An 18,762-nucleotide genomic window follows, 5' to 3' on the forward strand; every position below is an offset into this window, starting at 1 on the left:
CATTGAGCCGCGCTATGGATATTAAACAACTGATTTATTTGTGTAATTTAGAACGGGAACGCCACTTCGGCCGGGCGGCGGAGGCCAGCTTCGTCAGCCAGCCGACGCTGTCCATGCGATTGAAAAACCTGGAAAAAGAGCTGGGCGTTTCGCTGATTAACCGCGGCAACCATTTCGGCGGTTTTACCGCCGAAGGCGAGCGGGTGCTGGCGTGGGCGCGTGAGATCGTCTCGGTTTACCAAGGGCTGAAGCTGGAGGTGGAGTCGCTCAAGCACGGTTTGCACGGTACGTTGCGCCTTGGCGTGGTGCCGCAGTGCAGCATCTCGGTGGCGGAAATGCTCAAGGCGGTCAGCGAGCGTTATCCCCATCTTGATTACCGGCTGGCGGTGCTGAGCGCCGATCAACTGCTGGAGGCGTTGACGGCGCATACCGTCGACATCGGCATCGGCTTTTTCGAGCTGTCGACGCTGAAGGAACTGCATTTTCAATCACAACCGCTGGTGGAAACCGGCGTTGAGCTGGTATTTCATCCGCAACACTTCCCTAAGCTGGTGGGCGACACGCCGTTGCCGCTGGAGGCGGTGGCCGCCTTGCCGCTGTGCCTGGCCGAGCCGACGCGGTATTTTCGCCGCTATCTCGATCAGCATTTCCGCGACGCCGGGTTGACGCTGCACCCGCGGCTGGAGACTGCCTCGATCTTCCAGCTGCTCGAGGGCATTTTCGTCGGCTTGGGCTGCGGGTTGTTCCCGCGCGGCCAGTTGCAATCGCCGCTGATGCCGGAACTGCAGCGGCGGCCGGTGGCCATCGCCGCCATGCCGCGCCATGCGGCGGTGGTGGTTGATATGGCGGAGCGCGCCACGCCGTTGGCGCAAAAATTCTTCGATGCCGCCAGCGAGTGGTTGCGGCGGCAAAATATCTGAAGGAAGAATGTATTGCGGCCAGTAATTAGCCGCGTAGTGGTATTCAGTCGATAGCGCTGAAAGATTCCGCATCGCCCAACGTTTGGCGCAGGCGATTTTCCCAGGCGTAGAGCGCGGCGGTGAGGATCACTTCCAGCGCCTGCGCCTGATTCAGGCCGCTGTTGAACAACGGCTGCACGCTCTGCGGGGTGAACTTCTCCGGTGCGCGAGTCAGCTCGGCGGCAGTGCGCATCACCGCGAGTTTTACCGAGTCTTCGGTATACGCCAGTCCCTGAGGCAGCCCGGCGAACAGCGCCTGAACCAATCCCTCATCCTGCAATTCTTGCGCGACGGTGGCCGCGCAGTAATGGCTGCCGTTGATGCGCGAGACCGCCAGCGTCGCCAGCGCCTTCAGGCGGCTCGATAACCCATATCCTTCGGCATTGATGCCGTTGAACACCCCGTTACGCTCGCGCAGTGCGGCGGCATCGTGCGCCAACAGCAGATAATAAGATTCGGCGCGCGCCTGCGGGTGGCTCTGATCCAGCACGTCAAGCTGTTCGGCGGCGGCGGCTTCCGTGTCGATTGGCGGCAGACGCGCGGTCCAGCTTAACTCTTCGGCACTGAACGCGACGCCATCGGCGTCTTCGACGTTAGGGAAGCCGGGCACCACCACCGCCGGCCGGCCGGCCAACGCCGCGACGCCCGCGACCACGCGCGCCTGATAGCTGACAAAACCGATGATTTGCGAAAAGGTGACGATATCCGCCGGGCTCAGCCCGACGTCGGCGAGCTGTTGCAGCGCTTTGCGGCAAATCAACGTGGGCTGGCTGGCAAGCTGGCGGGCATATTGGGTGATCTGAGCGAGGCGGATATTGCTTTCCCGGGAGGCGTCCGGGCTGTGCAGCGGGGCGAGGCGAGCGGCGTAGTGGCTACAAAGCGATTGCACGCCCGTCACCTGAGCGACGGTCAACGCGGTGCTGAGGCGATCGTAGGGTGACAATGTCACGTATCGTGACAGCGGCACCTGATCGGGAAACAGCGCGTGGTAGCCGGCCAACGAGGCGCTGAACACGCCGCCGCGAGCGCTGAGCGCATTGTTTAAGGCTTCATCGGCGAAGGCGCCCAGCCCCAGCAGAAAGCGATCGCGAAGGGTGGCCGCCTGCGGTTCCAGCGGCGCATCGCCCCGCACGCTGCTTTGGGTTTCGTGATACCACTGGGCATTATGTTGTCGACGGAGTCGTTCCATAGGGTCAATCCTTAATCATGATCAACAGCCGCCGCTGCGCGCGGCAGCGTCGGCTGGACAAAGAGGCAACATGCCCGCAGGCGGGGCGAAAGGCGGTTTTAGCGCAGCTCATCACAGCAGAGGGCGTGGCCGTAAACAGAAAAACCGGCTGCCAGCGTGAGCAGTAGCTGCGTAAGGCGGCGATGGCGAAGGCTGTTCATCAGTGCGATATCCTGTCGTATGAGAAGTGCAACGTAGGGGATATCCTCACCGATCGCCCTGGCGAGATAAAATAATGTTACGGACTAATCAATAACTGAAAGGAATAAAATATAAGGATATATAACAAGAATGTAATTTGCATGTGCGCTTTCTCGCTAAGCGGCAGGCGCGCAAGGCGATAAAAAACCCGCCGCAGCGGGTTTGTAGGTGAAGGTGTGACTCAGAAGCGGCCGCCGTCGCGCCGCCAGGCATCGGCGGTCAGCGCCTCGCCGAAGTGGCTGGCGATAAGGCGCTTGGTCAATTCGTGCAGCGGCGCCGCCAACACCTCCGCGGTGCTGCCGCGTTCGACGATTTCCCCTTCGTGCATCACCAGCACCTGGTCGCTGATATGCTTCATCATGCCGAGGTGCTGGGTGACGTAGATATAGGAAATACCGTGTTTTTCCTGCAGCTCCAGCATCAGGTTGATGATTTGCGAGCGCATCGACATGTCCAGCGAGGCCAGCGCCTCATCGGCGACGATCACCTTCGGTTGCAGGATCAGCGCACGGGCCAGCGCGACGCGCTGTTTTTGCCCGGAGGCCAGCATGTGCGGATAGTAGTAGGCGTGATCCGGCAGCATGCCGACCTGGCGCAGAGTCTGGTTGATACGCTGCTCGCGCTCGGCGGGCTCAAGATCGGTGTTCAGCCGCAGCGGCGCGTCCAGCAGCTGGCCGATGCGCTGGCGCGGGTTGAGCGAGGTGCTCGGATCCTGAAAAATCATGCGAATGCGCTGGCTGCGGTAACGATAATCGCCGAATTCCAGCGGATGATCGTCGATCAACAGTTCGCCGGCGGTCGGTTCTACCATGCCGGAGAGCATCTTCGCCAGCGTGGATTTGCCGGAGCCGTTCTCGCCGATCACCGCCAGCGTCTGGCCTTCGCGCAGGGTAAAGCTGACCGATTTCACCGCCTCGACGTGCTGGCGGCGGAACAGCCCGGTGCGATAGCGGTAGGTTTTGCTCAGGTTGCGCACTTCCAACAGCGTTTCCATGTTATTGCTCCTCCATGTTCAGCGGGAAGTGGCAGGCGAAGAAGTGGTTTTTGACCGGGCGCAGGCGCGGCGTTTCGATGCACTTCTTCTGCGCGTAAGGGCAGCGCGGCCCCAGGCGGCAGCCGATCGGCAGGTGTTCCAGCGAAGGAATGGCGCCCGGCAGCGTATTCAACCGGCTTTTGTGCGGCAGCGAGCGGCCGAAGTCCGGCATGGCGCGGATCAGCGCCTGGGTGTAAGGGTGGTGCGGCGCCGCCAGCAGTTCTTCGCACTGGGCGCTTTCCACCGTTTGCCCGCAGTATAAGACGTTCACCCGGTCGGCCCACTTGCTCATCATCTGCAGGTCGTGACTGATCAGCAGAATGGTGGTGTTGTTGTTCTGGTTGAGACGCGCCAACAGGCGGAAAATCTGCGCCTGCGTGGTCGGTTCCATGGCGTTGGTCGGTTCATCGGCGATCAGCAGGCGCGGTTGGTTGGCCAGCGCGATGGCGATCATCACTTTCTGGCACTCGCCTTCCGTCAGCTCGTAGGGGAAGCTGCCCATGATGTCGTCATGATCCTTGATGCCGACGCGGTGCAGCAATTCGATGGCGCGGCGTTTGCGCCAGTTGAAGCGCTGCCACCAGTGGCCCTTGTAGGTCCAGCCCGGGATGGCCTGCGCCAGCTGGCGGCCGATGCTCTCGGAAGGGTCGAGACAGGACTGCGGCTCCTGGAAGATCATTGAGACGTTGTGGCCCACCAGCCTGCGCCGCTCGCGCGGGCTCAGCTGCAGCAGATCGATGTCGTCGAAGCGGAAACGATCGGCGGTGACGCGCCAGTTGTCTTTGGTCACGCCGCAGATGGCCTTGGCGATCAGGCTCTTGCCGGAGCCCGATTCGCCCACCAGGCCGCGCACCTCGCCCTCGGTCAGCGTCATGCTGACGCGATCGACCGCCTTGACCGGCCCTTCGGCGGTCATAAATTCAATCGTCAGATTTCGGATATCGAGTAACGGCATTATTCCACCCCGGCATTGATTGCGCGGCGCATACCGTCGCCCAACAGGTTAACCAGCAGCACGCTGACGAGGATGGCCGCGCCGGGCAGCATCACCGTCCAGGGCGCGACGTACACCAGCTCGAGCGAATCGCCGAGCATCGCTCCCCATTCCGGCGAAGGCAACTGCGCGCCGAGATCGAGGAAGCCGAGCGCGGCGATATCCAAAATGGCCATCGACAGCGCGCGGGTGAACTCGGTCACCAGCACCGCCGCGATGTTCGGCATGACCGCGTACCACAGGATCTGCAGCGTGGAAGCGCCGTCAAGCCGGGCCGCCACCACGTACTCTTTCTCCAGTTCGTCGTGCACCGCGCTGTAGATGGTGCGCACCATGCGCGGCAGCAGAGCCAGCCACACCGCCAGCATGGCGTGTTCGAGTTTGGGGCCGATAAACGCCACCACCACGATCGCCAGCAGCAGCGACGGAATCGACAGCAGGGTATCGAGGATATGGTTGAGCACCGCCGAGCGTAGCCCGTGGGTGACACCGGCGAACACGCCGAGGATCACGCCGCAGAACGCCGCGGCCAGCGTCACCGCCAGCGCGGAACCGAAGGTGGCGGCGGTGCCGGTCAACAGGCGGCTGAGGATGTCGCGCCCGAGATCGTCGGTGCCGAGGAAGAACGACACGTTGCCGTAGCGCGACCAGGACGGCGGCAGCAGTTGATAGCCGAGGAACTGCTGATCCAGCGCGTAGGGCGCTAGCAGGCTGCCGAACAGCGACAGCAGCAGCAGGGCGATCACGCCGTAAAAACCGATCATCGCCAGCGCGTCGCCGTAGAAAATCCGCCAGGTGTAGCGCAGCGGGCTCGGCATCTTTTTCTCGCGGTATACGTTATCGAAGGGCATACCATTCCTTATGTTTCAGCGGGTTGGTTGCCGCACCCAGAATGTCGGCCAGAACGTTAATGGTGATCACCAGCGTGCCGACCACCATCACGCCGGCGGAGATCGCCGCATAGTCCTGTTGGCGAATGGCGTTGATCAGCCAGCGGCCGAGGCCCGGCCAGCTGAACACCACTTCGGTGATCATCGCCAGCGTGAGCATGGTGGAGAACTGCAGCCCCAGTTTGGGCACGATCGGCGGCAGCGCGTTGTGCAACACGTGGCGACGAATGATGGTAAAGCGCGACAGGCCGCGGGTGGCGGCGGCCTTGATGTAGTTTTGGCTCAGCACGTCGTCGGTGCTGATGCGCATCAGCCGCACCACTTCGGTGGTGGGCGCCACCGCCAGCGCGGCGATCGGCAGGATCATGTGGCGCAGGGCGCTGCCGATCATCTCGGCGCGATACGGCGAGTCCGACAGCCAGGCGTCGATCAGCGCAAAACCGGTGATGGGTTTCACCTGATACAGCAGATCGAAACGGCCGGAAACCGGCAGCCAGCCGAGATGCAGCGAGAAGAACAGCATCAGCAGCAGCGCCAGCCAGAACACCGGCATCGAAAAGCCCAGCAGCGCGAAGGTGCTGATGGCGGTGTCCTGCCACTTGCCGCGCAGCACGCCGGCGATGATGCCCAGCGGAATGCCGATAAACAGCGCCAGGGCGAAGGCCAGCAGGCACAGTTCCATGGTGGCCGGGAACACTTCGCGCAACTGTTCGCTGATCGCCTGGCCGTTGATGCTGGAGACGCCGAAGTCCCAGTGCAGCAGGCTGACGAAGTAGAACTGATAGGCGTCCAGCAGGGCGGCGCCGTTCAGCGGCGCGCGCGGCGTGAAATAGCTCAGGCTGAAGCTGACCAGCGTCAGGAAGAACAGCGTGATCAGCAGCAGCAGAATGCGGCGCAGGGTAAAGATAATCACTTTTTCACCTCCGGCGCGGATTCACGGTACACCCCGGCGAACGAGGCGTTGCCGAACGGGCTCAGCACCAATCCCTTGATGTCGTAACGATAGGCCTGCAGGCGCAAGGAAGACGCCAGCGGCAGCACCGGCAGTTGCTGCTCGAGGATTTTCTGCGCCTTGCGGTAGTTGTCGATGCGCTGAGACAGCTGCTGCGACAGCAGCGCGTTCTGCAGCACTTCGTCAAAGCCCGGATCACACCAGTGAGCATAGTTGGTTTGCGAACGGATTGCCGCGCAGCTCAGCAGCGGCCGGAAGAAGCTGTCCGGATCGTTGCTGTCGGTGGCCCAGCCGGTCAGGGTCAGATCGTGGTTCATCTCCATCAGGCGCGCTTCCTGGAAGCGGCCCTCCACCGGCACGATGGTGACGTTGATGCCCACCTGGCCGAGATCGGCCTGGATCAGTTCGGCGGTTTTCAGCGGGCTCGGGTTGTAAGACTGCGAGGCGGTCGGCACCCACAGCTTCAGGTTCAGCTGGCTGACGCCGGCCTGCCGCAGCATCTCGCGAGATTTGGCCGGATCGTACTCGGTGACGTGCGCGTCGTTGTCATAGGCCCAGGAGGCGCGCGGCAGGATCGAGGCGGCGGTTTCCGCCGTGCCGTAATAGATCGACTGCATCAACCGCTGGTTGTTGATCGCCAGCGAGATCGCCTGGCGCACATTGAGGTTGTCGAGCGGCGGTTTACGGGTGTTGAACGCCAGATAGGCGATGTTCATCCCCGGGCGCAGCGTCAGGCGCAGGCGCGGATCGTCGCGCAGAATCGACAGCTGGCTGGCCGCCGGATAGGCCAGCACGTCGCACTCGCCGGTCAGCAGCTTGGAGAGGCGGCCGGTGCCGCCGGCGCCCAGATCGATCACCACCTGCGGCATGCGCGGCAGCCCTTTCCAGTAGGCGGCGTTGCGCGCCAGGCGAATATATTGCCCCGAGCGGTATTCGTTGAGCAGGAACGGGCCGCTGCCGACCGGCTCGCGGTCGATCAGCTCCTGATGGCCCTCACGCGTCAGCAGATCGGCGTACTCGGCGGACAGCACCGGCGCGTAGTGGGTGGCCAGGTGCCACAGGAACGAGGCGTCCGGCGACTGCAGGCGAATCTCCACCGTATAGTCGTCGAGCTTTCTCACGCTCTGCACCGAATCACCGAACTGCAGGCTGTCGAAATAGGGGTATTCGCCGCCGTTCACGTCGTGATACGGGTGTTTCTGATCGAATACGCGCGCAAAGCTGAACACCACGTCGTCGGCGTTCATCTTGCGGGTGGGCGTGAACCAGGCGGTGGTCTGGAACGGCACGTCCTTGCGCAAATGGAAGCGGTAGGTGGCGCCGTTATCCAGCACTTCCCAGCTTTGCGCCAGCTCGGGGATCAGGCGATAGGTGTAGGGATCGACGTCCAGCAGGCGATCGTACAGCTGGGCGGCCAGGGTATCCACCGTCAGGCCGCTGCTGGCCATTTGCGGGTTGAAGGTATTCAGTATGCCGCTGACGCAATAAACAAAGCCGCTTTGGCGAATGTCCGGTAGCGGCGCCGCGGTGGGCGCGGGCGGTGTTGTCGCGGCCAGGGCAGAGCCCGTCAGGCACAACGACAGTATCCAAAAGGGTAAACCACGCATAGAGGCTCATGGGTTAATCAGCAATAGCGTTAGTGTATCGCACTCTGACCAGCAGCCCAATCCATTGAGCAAAATCGCTGAGTTTTCTGCGACTTGATTAATCAGCCCGTTCAGCGGCAAGAAAAAAGTTTTTCATGTTATGTTATAATATAACAAAATCATGTTACCGTTCCCCGGCAAAGTCACCATAACGCAAGGGGATGTATGAACGAAGTTGCACTTCCACCACGCCGTTCGCTGCCGGACGCTCAGGCATGGCGCGGCGAAATGAGTGATGTCGGGCTCGATTGGGTCGGGATGCAAGGGATCGCGCTGCCGCTGGAGCTGGCCGGCAAGCCATTGATGGCGAAGGTCGACGCCGGTATCAACCTGCGCGCCGAAGCGGCGGGCGAGCGCGGCATTCACATGTCGCGGTTGTATCTGGCGCTGGACGAGTTGACGCAGGGCGAGCTGACGCCGCAGCGCATCGGCCGAACGCTGCAGGCCTTTTTGGCTTCGCAGCCGGAACACAGCGATCGCGCCAGCTTGTCGATCAGTGGCGAGCTGTTGCTGTCACGCCCGGCGCTGCTGTCGCCGCAGCGCGGCTGGAAAGCCTATCCGCTGCGCATCGAGGCCACCCTGACGGACACGCTGACGCTGGTGCTGACCGTCGGCGTGCCTTATTCCTCCACCTGCCCGAGTTCGGCGGCGCTCAGCCGCCAGCTGGCGCAGCAACAGTTCCAGTTTGATTTTGAACAGGAGGCGGAGCGGGTCAGCCAGCGGCAGGTGAGCGATTGGCTGTTGGAGCAGGGCATGCCGGCCACGCCCCACAGCCAGCGCAGCTGGGCCTGGATCACCGTAACGCCCGAGAATGAACGGGCGTTTGAGCCGGTGAAACTGATTGACCGCATCGAACATGCGCTGGGCACGCCGGTGCAAACGCTGGTGAAACGCCGCGACGAGCAGGCCTTCGCGCTGGCTAACGGTCAGAACCTGATGTTCTGCGAGGATGCGGCGCGGCGCCTGTATCGCATGCTGCGCAGCCAGTGCGACTACCGCGCCTTCTCGCTGCGCGTCGAACATCAGGAGAGCCTGCATGCCCACAATGCGGTGGCGGAGCTGAGCTGGCGGGGAGAACACCATGCTGCGTAAAAATCCCAGCGGCCATCTGCCGCAGGTCTCGCCGCTGGCCTACATCGATCCCACCGCCATTATTTGCGGCCGGGTGATCGTTGAAGATTTCGTTTACGTCGGCCCGTATGCGGTGATCCGCGCCGACGAGTTGAACGCCGCCGGCGACATGGAGCCGATCGTCATCGGCTCGCACTCCAATATTCAGGACGGCGTGGTGATCCACTCCAAGAGCGGGGCGGCGGTCACCATCGGCCGTTACAGCTCGATCGCCCACCGCGCCATCGTCCATGGCCCGTGTCGCATCGGCGATCGGGTGTTTATCGGGTTCAACAGCGTGCTGTTCAACTGCCACGTTCAGTCCGGCTGCGTGGTGCGCTACAACGCGGTGGTGGACGGCGTGACGCTGCCGGAAAACCGCTATATCCCCTCGACCGAACGCGTGGGCGCCGACAGCGATCTGTCGCGCTATCGCCAGGTCGATCGCGGCGCGCTGCAGTTTTCGGAAGAAGTGGCCGCCACCAACGTCGAACTGGTGCGCGGTTACCAGGCATTACGCAATGAATTTTAATGAGGTCCCCATGAAACAACTTCCCGTGACCGTGCTTTCCGGCTTTCTCGGCGCCGGCAAGACCACGGTGCTGAACCATATCCTGAACAACCGGCAGGGCATGCGCGTGGCGGTGATTGTCAACGACATGAGCGAAGTGAACATTGACGCCGCGCTGGTGGAGAATGAAGTGCATCTCGATCGCCAGGAAGAGAAGCTGGTGGAGATGAGCAACGGGTGCATCTGCTGCACGCTGCGCGAAGACCTGCTGGTATCGGTGCGCGAACTGGCGCAGGACGGGCGTTTCGATTACCTGTTGATCGAATCGAGTGGCATCTCGGAGCCGCTGCCGGTGGCGGAAACCTTTACCTTTGAGGATGAAACGGGCGAAAGCCTGTCCCAATTCGCCCGGCTGGATACGCTGGTGACGGTGGTCGACGGGGTGAATTTCATTCAGCAATACCAGCAGGCGCAAAGCCTGCAGGAGGCCGGCCAAAGTCTGGGTGAGGACGATCTGCGCAGCGTGGCGGACCTGTTGATTGAGCAAATTGAATTTTGCGACGTGATCCTGGTCAGCAAGACCGATCTGTTGACGCCAACGCAGCAGGGCGAAGTGATGGCGCTGCTGGCCAGCCTGAATCCCGACGCCCGCATTGTGCCGATCGCGCCGGGCAAACTGCCGCTGGAGGCGGTGCTGAATACCGGCAGCTTCAGCTTTGAAAAGGCGCAGCAGGCGCCCGGCTGGCTGAAAGAGCTGCGCGGCGAACACGTGCCGGAAACGGAAAGCTACGGCATCAGCAGCTTTGTCTATCAGGCGCGGCGGCCGTTTGCGCCGGACAAGTTCTACCGCGTGATCAACGGCGATTGGGGCGGCGGCAAGCTGCTGCGCTCGAAAGGCTTCTTCTGGCTGGCGACGCGGCCGCGGCAGGCCGGGCAGTGGAGCCAGGCTGGCGGCATCGCCCATTACGGCCTGGCGGGCACCTTTTGGCGCGCGATCCCGCAAGATAATTGGCCGCAGGATCCGCAAACGCGGGCGCATATTCAGGAGAAATGGGTGGAGCCGTTCGGCGACATGCGCCAGGAGCTGGTATTTATCGGCCAGCACTTGCAACAGGCGGCGATCGTGCGTCTGCTGGACGACTGCCTGCTGAACGACGACGAAATGGCCGCCGGCGTGGACTATTGGCTGGACATGGCGGACCCGTTCCCTGAGTGGTAATTGCGCAATCTTCGTGTGGTAATGAGAAAAATTCTCAACAAAGTGCTTTACAGACGATACTGATAACTATTATCATCGCCTGGCAGTTCACGGAAGGCCACAGTTTGCGGCTCTGATGTGGAAGGCACGACATTGCTCACATTGCTTCCAGTGTTTTTTAAGCCAGCTCGGGTGCTGGCTTTTTTTTGCCCGCTATTCCTCGTCCGTTTCGCCGTTTTGCAGCAGCGCATGCTTTTTCAGCATACCGCGTAGCTGATGGTAGGTGAGCCCCAGCAACTGCGCCGCCTTGCGCTGGTTGAATCGCCCTTGCTGCAGCGCCGCCTCGATCAGCGCCTTCTCTTGCTCCAACTGCCAGTTTTTCAGCTCGAGCGGCAGCGACGGCAACACGCCGACGCCTTCAGGGGCGGGCGCAAGCGGCGTGGCCTCGCGTGGTGCAAACGGGTTGATGACGATCTCATCCAGCGGGTTGTCGCTGTCGCCGTGACGATAGACCGAACGTTCCACCACGTTTTTCAGTTCACGCACGTTGCCTGGCCAGCCATACTCGAGCAACGTCTGCCTGGCGCGTTCGGTAAAGCCGGGAAACAGCGGCAGCCCCAGCTCGCGGCACATTTGAATGGCGAAGTGCTCGGCCAGCAACATGATATCGGGCCGGCGTTGGCGCAGCGGCGGCAGCTGCACCACGTCGAACGCCAGCCGATCCAGCAGATCGGCGCGAAACTTGCCCGCCGCCGCCAGCGCCGGCAGATCGTCGTTGGTGGCGCACACCAACCGCACATCCACCCGCAGCGGCTGGCTGCCGCCCACGCGTTCCAGCTGACCGTATTCGATCACCCGCAGCAATTTCTCCTGCACCAGCATCGGCGCGGTCGCCAGCTCATCGAGGAACAGCGTGCCGCCGTCGGCACGCTCGAAGCGGCCCAGATGACGTTTCTGCGCGCCGGTAAAGGCGCCGGCCTCGTGGCCGAACAGCTCGGAGTCCAGCAGGTTTTCATTCAGCGCCGCACAGTTGAGCGAGATGAACGGCCCTTGCCAACGGTTGGAGAGGTAGTGCAGACGATGGGCGATCAGCTCTTTGCCGGTGCCGCGTTCGCCGATCACCAGCACCGGTTTGTTCAGCTTTGCCACCTGGGAGACTTGCTCCAATACTTCGACAAAGGCGTTTGCTTCGCCCAACAAATTTTCTGGCTGTTCGTTCATGATGAAATTCGCCAATGTTTGGTGAAAATAATCACTCTACAGCAAGCGCGCAGAGAGTCAAAAATAAAGAGTTGTTGTTTTTCAATGGCATAAAAGTTGGCACGGGTTTTGATTATCTCTTTGGGCAAGCTGTACGACTTAACGCGGCGCTTCAGACGCCATCAGAACCAAGAGGAAGTGAATTATGGGTATTTTTTCTCGTTTTGCCGACATCGTGAACGCCAACATCAACACCCTGCTGGACAAGGCGGAAGATCCGCAGAAGCTGGTGCGGTTGATGATCCAAGAGATGGAAGACACGCTGGTTGAAGTCCGTTCTACGTCGGCGCGCGCGCTGGCGGAGAAAAAGCAGTTGCTGCGTCGCATCGAGCAGGGCGAAAGCCAGGTAAGCGACTGGCAGGAAAAAGCCGAACTGGCGCTGCGCAAAGATAAAGAAGACTTGGCCCGCGCGGCGCTGATCGAAAAACAAAAGGTTGCCGACCTGATCGCCACGCTGATGCAGGAAGTGGCGACCGTAGAAGAAACGCTGGCGCGCATGAAGAGCGAAATCGGCGAGCTGGAAAACAAGCTGACCGAAACCCGCGCGCGGCAGCAGGCGCTGGCGCTGCGTCATCAGGCCGCGTCTTCTTCCCGTGAAGTACGTCGCCAGCTCGACAGCGGCAAGCTGGACGAGGCGATGGCGCGTTTCGAACAGTTCGAACGCCGCATCGACCACATGGAAGCCGAAGCGGAAAGCATCAGCATCGGTAAAAAGAAGTCGCTGGACCAGGAGTTTGCCGAGCTGAAAGCCGACGACGCCATCAGTGAGCAGCTGGCGGCGCTGAAAGCCAAGATGAACCGCTCAGAGTAAGGCGAACCGCGGCCACACACCGGAGGTGGCCGCCAATCCAGGACCCGATAAGAAGGAATAACAATGAGTGCTTTATTACTTGCCATTCCGCTGACAATTTTCGTGCTGTTTGTCGCGCCGATTTGGCTTTGGCTGCATTACAGCAATCGGCAACAGACCGGCATCCAGCTGAGTCAGCAAGAAATGCAGCGCCTGGCGCAGCTGGCGGAAGACGCCAAACGCATGCGTGAACGCATTCAGGCGCTGGAAGAGATCCTTGATGCGGAACACCCGAACTGGAGACAGTCCTGATGAGCACAACGCTGGGCAGTAAAAAGCTTTATCGCGTTCCCGAAGAAGGCATGGTGAAAGGCGTCTGCGCCGGTTTGGCCCACTATTTCGACGTGCCGGTGCGCCTGATCCGCGTGATGGTGGTGCTGTCGCTGTTCTTCGGGCTGTTCTTCTTCACGCTGGTGGCCTATATCGCGCTGGTGTTCGTGTTGGACGAAGCGCCGGCCAGCCGTTTCGAAGGCGAACATCAGAAGACGCCGCGCCAGCTGCTCGATCAGCTGGAGTATGAGCTGGGCAGCGGCGAGCAGCAGCTGCGTCAGGTCGAGCGCTACGTGACGTCCGATACCTTCGGCGTACAGAGCCGTTTCCGCAAGCTGTAACCCTTCTTGCGATACCCGGCCTGCACAGGCCGGGTATCTTCGCCGCCGCTATCCCGTGAATGTAACCTTAATCATCTAGTGCCGGAGGGCATTGTCATGAATAAAATCGATGTCGCAAACACCGCCAGAACGGGTGGATTTAAACGAGGAGCGGCGGCAATGTTGAAGACATTGGCTAAAGTCATCATCATAGCGTTATTGAACTATGGCCCGGCGGGCGCTGCCGGCTGGCTGTTGAAAACCGTCGGCCGCAAACCGGTGCGCTTCGTGCTGGCGCTGGTGCTGGAACCGCTGTTCCGTAAAGGCCTGAACAAGGCATTCGGGCGTTACGTCAAGGAGAGCAATGAAACGACTGCAAAATGAGTTAACCTCGCTGGTCAACCGCGGAATGGATCGCCATCTGCGCCTGGCGGTGACCGGCCTGAGCCGCAGCGGCAAAACCGCCTTTATCACCGCTTTCGTTAACCAACTGCTGCATGTGCACAGCGGCGCGCGCATGCCGTTGTTTTCACCGGTGCGCGAAGAACGCCTGTTGGGCGTTAAACGCATCCCGCAGCGCGATCTCGGCATCCAGCGTTTCACCTATGACGAAGGGCTGGCGCAGCTGTACGGCACGCCGCCGGCCTGGCCGACGCCGACGCGCGGCGTCAGCGAAATTCGTCTGGCGTTGCGCTACCGCTCCAACGACTCGCTGCTGCGCCACTTTAAAGACACCTCCACGCTGTACCTGGAGATCGTCGACTATCCCGGCGAATGGTTGCTGGATCTGCCGATGCTCGAACAGGATTACCTGGCCTGGTCGCGCCAGATGACCGGGCTGCTGCAGGGCGAACGCGCCGAATGGGCCAAGCCCTGGCTTGAGCTGTGCAAAACCTGCGATCCGCTGGCGCCGGCCGACGAAAACCGCCTGGCGGCGATCGCCCAGGCCTACACCGATTATCTGTTGCGTTGCAAGAGCGAAGGGCTGCACTTCATTCAACCGGGGCGTTTCGTGCTGCCGGGCGACATGGCCGGCGCGCCGGCGCTGCAGTTTTTCCCGTGGCCTGACGTGGCCGCGATCGGCGAGTCGAAGCTGGCGCAGGCCGACAAACACACCAACATCGGCATGTTGCGCGCTCGCTTCAATTACTACTGCCAGTCGATCGTCAAGAACTTCTACAAAGAGCATTTCGTCCGTTTCGATCGGCAAATCGTGCTGGTCGACTGCCTGCAGCCGCTCAACAGCGGCCCGCAGGCGTTCAACGACATGCGTCTGGCGCTGACCCAGCTGATGCAGAGCTTCCATTACGGCAAGCGCACGCTGTTTCGCCGCTTGTTCTCGCCGACCATCGACAAACTGATGTTCGCCGCCACCAAAGCGGACCATATCACCGCCGATCAGCACGCCAATCTGGTGTCATTGCTGCAACAGCTGGTGCAAGAGGCGTGGCAGAATGCGGCGTTCGAAGGCATCAGCATGGATTGCGTCGGCCTGGCCTCGGTGCAGGCGACCGAGAGCGGCATCGTCGATCATCAGGGGCAGCGTATCCCGGCGCTGAAGGGCAACCGCCTCAGCGACGGCGCGCCGCTGACGGTGTTCCCTGGCGAAGTGCCCGCCCGCCTGCCGGGGCCGGCGTTCTGGCAGAGCCAGGGGTTCCACTTCGATGAATTTCGCCCGCGCGCCATGAGCGTGGACAGCCCGTTGCCGCATATCCGTCTGGATGCGGTGATGGAATTTTTACTGGGAGACAAATTGCGATGAGCGAGCCGATCAAACCGCGTATCGATTTTGACGAGCCGCTGCAGCCGCCGCAGGAACCGGCGTTGCGCGCCGGCGTCGCTTTCGACGCCGATCAGGCGGAGAGCTTCTTTCCGGCGGCGCCGGAGCTGCAGCAGGAAGAGGAGGAAGGGCGCGCCGAAGGCATCATTAACGCCGCGCTGAAGCCGAAACGCAGCCTGTGGCGCAAAATGGTGACCGCCGGGCTGGCGCTGTTCGGCGTCAGCGTGGTGGCGCAGGGCGTGCAGTGGGTGCATACCGCCTGGGTGCAGCAGGACTGGATCGCCATGGGCGGCGGCGTGGCCGGCGGCCTGATCGTGTTCGCTGGCGTCGGTTCGGTGGTCACCGAGTGGCGGCGTTTGTATCGGCTGCGCCAGCGCGCGGAAGAGCGCGACGTGGCGCGCGAGCTGTTGCACAGCCACGGGCTGGGGCAAGGGCGCGAATTCTGCGAGAAGCTGGCGCGCCAGGCCGGGCTGGATCAGGGGCATCCGGCGCTGCAGCGCTGGCAGGCCTCGCTGCATGAAACGCAAAACGATCGTGAAGTGGTGGAGCTGTACGCCAAACTGGTGCAGCCGGTGCTCGACAATCAGGCGCGGCGCGAAATCAGCCGCTCCGCCGCCGAATCGACGCTGATGATCGCCGTCAGCCCGTTGGCGCTGGTGGATATGGCGTTTATCGCCTGGCGCAACATCCGTTTGATTAACCGCATCGCCGCGCTGTACGGCATCGAACTGGGCTACTTCAGCCGCATTCGTTTGTTCCGGCTGGTACTGCTCAATATCGCCTTCGCCGGCGCTTCCGAGCTGGTGCGCGAAGTGGGGATGGACTGGATGTCGCAGGATCTGGCGGCGCGGCTGTCGGCGCGCGCGGCGCAGGGCATTGGCGCCGGGCTGTTGACCGCGCGGCTGGGCATCAAGGCGATGGAACTGTGCCGCCCGCTGCCGTGGCTGGAAGGGGAAAAACCGAAGCTTGGCGATTTCCGCAGCCAGCTGATCGGCCAGTTGAAAGATACGCTGAAAAAGGGCGACGGCAAGGCCAAATAACCCCACGACGGCGCTCTCAGGAGCGCCGTTTTCTGAGCGGTGCCGACGCCGGACGTAATCGAGACTTGACGACAGTCGATCCCCCTGTGATTGCGTGATAAATCTCTGAAAAATTAATTATGATTGTGATAACTCTCTGTTTGCAGGCTAAAATGACGCCGATGCTGTTATTCACTTGCGTTTAAAATCAGCAACCACGGCAATAAATCAGAGTTCTGTCAACTTTTGCTGACAGATCGCTTCTACCGCCCGGTGCGAGGGAGTATCATCATCGCTAACGATCCCCGCACCTGCAGAGATAAGGCCAACACTGATGCGTTTGGAAGTATTTTGCGAAGACCGCCTCGGTCTCACTCGAGAATTACTCGATCTTTTGGTATCGCGCAGCATTGACTTACGTGGCATCGAGATCGATCCCATCGGCCGCATTTACCTCAATTTCTCCCAGCTGGATTTCGATACTTTCCGCGCGTTGATGGCGGAGATCCGCCGCATCGCCGGCGTAACCGACGTGCGCACCGTCAGCTTTATGCCTTCCGAACGCGAGCATCGCGCGCTGCGTGCGCTGCTGGAGTCGATGCCGGAGCCGGTGTTCTCTATCGATATGAAGGGCAAGGTCGAGCTGGCCAACCCGGCGGCGCAGGCGCTGTTCAGCCTGAGCGAAGACAAGATCCGCAACCAGACCGCCGGGGCGCTGATCGGCGGCTATAACTTCAGCCGCTGGCTGGAGAGCGAGCATACGGCGCCGCACTCAGAACGGGTGGTGATCCGCAGCCAGGACTTCCTGATGGACATTACGCCTATCTATCTGGAGGACGAACAGCAACAGCCGGCCGCGGTCGGCGCGGTGGTGATGTTGAAGTCCACCGCGCGCATGGGCCGCCAACTGCAAAATCTGTCGGTGAACGACGATACCGAATTCGACCACATCGTCGCGGTGAGCGCCAAGATGCGTCACGTGCTGGAGCAGGCGCGCAAGCTGGCGATGCTCGATGCGCCGCTGCTGATCGTGGGCGATACCGGCACCGGCAAGGATATTCTGGCCCGCGCCTGTCACCTGCGCAGCCCGCGCGGCAAGCAGCCGTTCCTGGCGCTGAACTGCGCCGCGCTGCCGGATGACGTGGTGGAGAGCGAGCTGTTCGGCCATGCGCCGGGCGCTTATCCCAACGCGCTGGAAGGCAAAAAAGGCTTCTTCGAGCAGGCCAACGGCGGTTCGGTGCTGCTGGACGAGATCGGCGAAATGTCGCCGCGCATGCAGACCAAACTGCTGCGTTTCCTCAACGACGGCACGTTCCGCCGCGTCGGCGAGGAGCATGAGGTGCACGTCGACGTGCGCGTGATCTGCGCCACCCAGAAAAACCTCACCGAGCTGGTGCAGCGCGGCGAATTCCGCGAAGACCTCTATTATCGCCTCAACGTGCTGACCATCACCATCCCGCCGCTGCGCGAACGTCCGCAGGACATCATGCCACTGACCGAGCTGTTCGTGGCGCGCTTCGCCGATGAGCAGGGCGTGGCGCGGCCCAAGCTGGCGAACGATCTGGGCGGCTTCCTCAGCAAATACGGCTGGCCGGGCAACGTGCGCCAGCTGAAAAACGCCATCTACCGCGCGCTGACGCAAACCGAAGGCTACGAACTGCGGCCGCAGGATATCGTGTTGCCGGAGTTCGAGGTGGAGATGTCGTTGGGCGACGAGGTGCTGGACGGCTCGCTGGACGACATCAGCAAGCGTTTCGAGCGCTCGGTGCTGACGCGCCTGTATCGCACCTATCCCAGCACCCGCAAGCTGGCGAAGCGCCTGGGCGTTTCCCATACCGCCATCGCCAACAAGCTGCGCGAGTATGGCCTGAGCAGCCGTAAAGGCGGCGCCGAGGGCGAAGAATAAGAAAGGCGCCTTGCGGCGCCTTTTGCGTGTTTCCAAAGCCGGCGAACGCCGGCTTTGTTATTTCAGCGCTGCCAGCGCCGCGTCGTAATCCGGCTCGGTGGTGATTTCGTTCACCAGCTCGCTGTACAGCACGTTGTCCTGGCCATCCAGCACCACGACCGCACGCGCGGTCAGGCCCGCCAATGGACCTTCGGCGATTTCAACGCCGTACGCCTGCTTGAACTCGGCGCCGCGCAGGGTGGACAGGGTGATCACGTTGCTCAGGCCTTCCGCGCCGCAGAAACGAGACTGGGCGAACGGCAGATCGGAGGAGATGCACAGTACCACGGTGTTATCCAGGCCGCTGGCCAACTGGTTGAATTTACGCACCGACGTCGCGCAGACGCCGGTATCGATGCTTGGGAAGATGTTCAGGACTTTGCGTTTACCCGCGAAGCTGCTCAGCGCTACGTCTGACAGGTCTTTGGCAACCAGCGAGAAGGCCTTGGCCTGTTCGCCCTGCTGTGGCAGTTTGCCCGCTACGCTGACCGGATTGCCTTGAAAATGTACTGTCTGAGTCATTGCTAGATTCCTTTTACAGGTGTTTATACAAAGGGTATGAACCTGATGGAACGGCGCGCCGGCGACGGCTATTA

Annotated in this window: 19 protein-coding genes; 11 read left to right on the forward strand and 8 right to left on the reverse strand. The window is 61.6% G+C overall.

Features of this window, described 5'->3' with window-relative positions:
- Nucleotides 1-14 precede the first annotated feature (14 nt).
- Nucleotides 15-920: a LysR family transcriptional regulator gene (locus AC2CGI_RS06130; protein WP_033632921.1), complete on the forward strand. Its 906-nt coding sequence runs from the start codon at nt 15-17 to the stop codon at nt 918-920.
- A gap of 43 nt (nt 921-963) precedes the next feature.
- On the opposite strand, the gene AC2CGI_RS06135 is transcribed toward AC2CGI_RS06130, so the two are convergent.
- The 6 genes from AC2CGI_RS06135 to sapA all read right to left on the reverse strand — a co-directional run bounded on the left by AC2CGI_RS06135 (nt 964) and on the right by sapA (nt 7,864).
- A complete protein-coding gene (locus tag AC2CGI_RS06135) occupies nt 964-2,148 on the reverse strand; it encodes a CMD domain-containing protein (protein ID WP_075684395.1) in 1,185 nt (394 codons plus the stop codon).
- Nucleotides 2,149-2,569: 421 nt separating this feature from the next.
- Nucleotides 2,570-3,382 (reverse strand): putrescine export ABC transporter ATP-binding protein SapF, encoded by an 813-nt coding sequence (sapF, locus tag AC2CGI_RS06140; RefSeq protein ID WP_004930589.1) that lies wholly within the window; start codon nt 3,380-3,382, stop codon nt 2,570-2,572.
- A 1-nt stretch (nt 3,383) separates the two neighbouring features.
- Nucleotides 3,384-4,376: a putrescine export ABC transporter ATP-binding protein SapD gene (sapD, locus tag AC2CGI_RS06145; protein WP_004930587.1), complete on the reverse strand. Its 993-nt coding sequence runs from the start codon at nt 4,374-4,376 to the stop codon at nt 3,384-3,386.
- The gene (gene sapC / locus AC2CGI_RS06150; RefSeq protein ID WP_004930580.1) at nt 4,376-5,266 is read right to left on the reverse strand and encodes a putrescine export ABC transporter permease SapC; all 891 of its coding nucleotides are present in this window, start codon (nt 5,264-5,266) and stop codon (nt 4,376-4,378) included. The genes sapD and sapC overlap by 1 nt, the downstream gene beginning before the upstream one ends.
- Nucleotides 5,253-6,218 (reverse strand): putrescine export ABC transporter permease SapB, encoded by a 966-nt coding sequence (sapB, locus tag AC2CGI_RS06155; protein WP_004930575.1) that lies wholly within the window; start codon nt 6,216-6,218, stop codon nt 5,253-5,255. The genes sapC and sapB overlap by 14 nt, the downstream gene beginning before the upstream one ends.
- The gene (sapA, locus tag AC2CGI_RS06160; RefSeq protein WP_076741183.1) at nt 6,215-7,864 is read right to left on the reverse strand and encodes an ABC transporter substrate-binding protein SapA; all 1,650 of its coding nucleotides are present in this window, start codon (nt 7,862-7,864) and stop codon (nt 6,215-6,217) included. The genes sapB and sapA overlap by 4 nt, the downstream gene beginning before the upstream one ends.
- Before the next feature lie 204 nt (nt 7,865-8,068).
- On the opposite strand from sapA, the gene folE2 reads away from it, so the two are divergent.
- Genes folE2 through zigA form a run of 3 tightly spaced genes read left to right on the forward strand, consistent with a single transcriptional unit; the run spans nt 8,069 to nt 10,743 of the window.
- On the forward strand, nt 8,069-8,995 hold the full coding sequence (gene folE2, locus AC2CGI_RS06165) for a GTP cyclohydrolase FolE2 (protein WP_076741184.1): 927 nt from the start codon (nt 8,069-8,071) through the stop codon (nt 8,993-8,995).
- The gene (locus AC2CGI_RS06170) at nt 8,985-9,545 is read left to right on the forward strand and encodes an LbetaH domain-containing protein (RefSeq protein WP_015378014.1); all 561 of its coding nucleotides are present in this window, start codon (nt 8,985-8,987) and stop codon (nt 9,543-9,545) included. The genes folE2 and AC2CGI_RS06170 overlap by 11 nt, the downstream gene beginning before the upstream one ends.
- Nucleotides 9,546-9,555: 10 nt before the next feature.
- Nucleotides 9,556-10,743 carry a zinc metallochaperone GTPase ZigA gene (gene zigA, locus AC2CGI_RS06175; protein ID WP_021503798.1) on the forward strand — a complete coding sequence of 396 codons (1,188 nt, stop codon included), beginning with the start codon at nt 9,556-9,558 and terminating at the stop codon, nt 10,741-10,743.
- 192 nt (nt 10,744-10,935) lie between these two features.
- On the opposite strand, the gene pspF is transcribed toward zigA, so the two are convergent.
- Complete coding sequence (gene pspF / locus AC2CGI_RS06180) at nt 10,936-11,943, reverse strand: phage shock protein operon transcriptional activator (protein WP_044031138.1); 1,008 nt, start codon at nt 11,941-11,943, stop codon at nt 10,936-10,938.
- Nucleotides 11,944-12,127: 184 nt separating this feature from the next.
- Here pspF and pspA point away from each other — a divergent pair, with 184 nt between their 5' ends.
- The 7 genes from pspA to tyrR all read left to right on the forward strand — a co-directional run bounded on the left by pspA (nt 12,128) and on the right by tyrR (nt 18,127).
- Complete coding sequence (pspA, locus tag AC2CGI_RS06185; RefSeq protein WP_076741185.1) at nt 12,128-12,793, forward strand: phage shock protein PspA; 666 nt, start codon at nt 12,128-12,130, stop codon at nt 12,791-12,793.
- 63 nt (nt 12,794-12,856) lie between these two features.
- Nucleotides 12,857-13,084, forward strand: a complete 228-nt coding sequence (pspB, locus tag AC2CGI_RS06190; protein WP_004930553.1) for an envelope stress response membrane protein PspB — start codon at nt 12,857-12,859, stop codon at nt 13,082-13,084.
- Nucleotides 13,084-13,443, forward strand: a complete 360-nt coding sequence (gene pspC, locus AC2CGI_RS06195) for an envelope stress response membrane protein PspC (protein WP_004930552.1) — start codon at nt 13,084-13,086, stop codon at nt 13,441-13,443. Before pspB ends, pspC begins: the two co-directional genes overlap by 1 nt.
- A gap of 96 nt (nt 13,444-13,539) precedes the next feature.
- Entirely contained in the window at nt 13,540-13,806 is a 267-nt protein-coding gene (pspD, locus tag AC2CGI_RS06200; RefSeq protein WP_031299672.1) for a phage shock protein PspD, read from the forward strand.
- Nucleotides 13,787-15,184, forward strand: coding sequence for a YcjX family GTP-binding protein (locus AC2CGI_RS06205; RefSeq protein WP_049188991.1), 1,398 nt, complete (start codon nt 13,787-13,789; stop codon nt 15,182-15,184). The genes pspD and AC2CGI_RS06205 overlap by 20 nt, the downstream gene beginning before the upstream one ends.
- Nucleotides 15,181-16,242 carry a YcjF family protein gene (locus AC2CGI_RS06210; RefSeq protein ID WP_076741186.1) on the forward strand — a complete coding sequence of 354 codons (1,062 nt, stop codon included), beginning with the start codon at nt 15,181-15,183 and terminating at the stop codon, nt 16,240-16,242. The genes AC2CGI_RS06205 and AC2CGI_RS06210 overlap by 4 nt, the downstream gene beginning before the upstream one ends.
- Before the next feature lie 313 nt (nt 16,243-16,555).
- On the forward strand, nt 16,556-18,127 hold the full coding sequence (gene tyrR / locus AC2CGI_RS06215; protein ID WP_049188990.1) for a transcriptional regulator TyrR: 1,572 nt from the start codon (nt 16,556-16,558) through the stop codon (nt 18,125-18,127).
- A gap of 57 nt (nt 18,128-18,184) precedes the next feature.
- On the opposite strand, the gene tpx is transcribed toward tyrR, so the two are convergent.
- Nucleotides 18,185-18,688, reverse strand: a complete 504-nt coding sequence (tpx, locus tag AC2CGI_RS06220; RefSeq protein WP_076741187.1) for a thiol peroxidase — start codon at nt 18,686-18,688, stop codon at nt 18,185-18,187.
- Nucleotides 18,689-18,762: the final 74 nt, after the last annotated feature.

This window comes from Serratia sp. LSHTC3, from assembly GCF_057197125.1.

Coding starts and splice junctions, on each gene's coding strand:
- AC2CGI_RS06130 (WP_033632921.1), top strand. CDS start 15: ATGGATATTAAACAACTGATTTATTTGTGTAATTTAGAACGGGAACGC.
- AC2CGI_RS06135 (WP_075684395.1), bottom strand. CDS start 2,148: ATGGAACGACTCCGTCGACAACATAATGCCCAGTGGTATCACGAAACC.
- sapF (WP_004930589.1), bottom strand. CDS start 3,382: ATGGAAACGCTGTTGGAAGTGCGCAACCTGAGCAAAACCTACCGCTAT.
- sapD (WP_004930587.1), bottom strand. CDS start 4,376: ATGCCGTTACTCGATATCCGAAATCTGACGATTGAATTTATGACCGCC.
- sapC (WP_004930580.1), bottom strand. CDS start 5,266: ATGCCCTTCGATAACGTATACCGCGAGAAAAAGATGCCGAGCCCGCTG.
- sapA (WP_076741183.1), bottom strand. CDS start 7,864: ATGCGTGGTTTACCCTTTTGGATACTGTCGTTGTGCCTGACGGGCTCT.
- folE2 (WP_076741184.1), top strand. CDS start 8,069: ATGAACGAAGTTGCACTTCCACCACGCCGTTCGCTGCCGGACGCTCAG.
- AC2CGI_RS06170 (WP_015378014.1), top strand. CDS start 8,985: ATGCTGCGTAAAAATCCCAGCGGCCATCTGCCGCAGGTCTCGCCGCTG.
- zigA (WP_021503798.1), top strand. CDS start 9,556: ATGAAACAACTTCCCGTGACCGTGCTTTCCGGCTTTCTCGGCGCCGGC.
- pspF (WP_044031138.1), bottom strand. CDS start 11,943: ATGAACGAACAGCCAGAAAATTTGTTGGGCGAAGCAAACGCCTTTGTC.
- pspA (WP_076741185.1), top strand. CDS start 12,128: ATGGGTATTTTTTCTCGTTTTGCCGACATCGTGAACGCCAACATCAAC.
- pspB (WP_004930553.1), top strand. CDS start 12,857: ATGAGTGCTTTATTACTTGCCATTCCGCTGACAATTTTCGTGCTGTTT.
- pspC (WP_004930552.1), top strand. CDS start 13,084: ATGAGCACAACGCTGGGCAGTAAAAAGCTTTATCGCGTTCCCGAAGAA.
- pspD (WP_031299672.1), top strand. CDS start 13,540: ATGAATAAAATCGATGTCGCAAACACCGCCAGAACGGGTGGATTTAAA.
- AC2CGI_RS06205 (WP_049188991.1), top strand. CDS start 13,787: ATGAAACGACTGCAAAATGAGTTAACCTCGCTGGTCAACCGCGGAATG.
- AC2CGI_RS06210 (WP_076741186.1), top strand. CDS start 15,181: ATGAGCGAGCCGATCAAACCGCGTATCGATTTTGACGAGCCGCTGCAG.
- tyrR (WP_049188990.1), top strand. CDS start 16,556: ATGCGTTTGGAAGTATTTTGCGAAGACCGCCTCGGTCTCACTCGAGAA.
- tpx (WP_076741187.1), bottom strand. CDS start 18,688: ATGACTCAGACAGTACATTTTCAAGGCAATCCGGTCAGCGTAGCGGGC.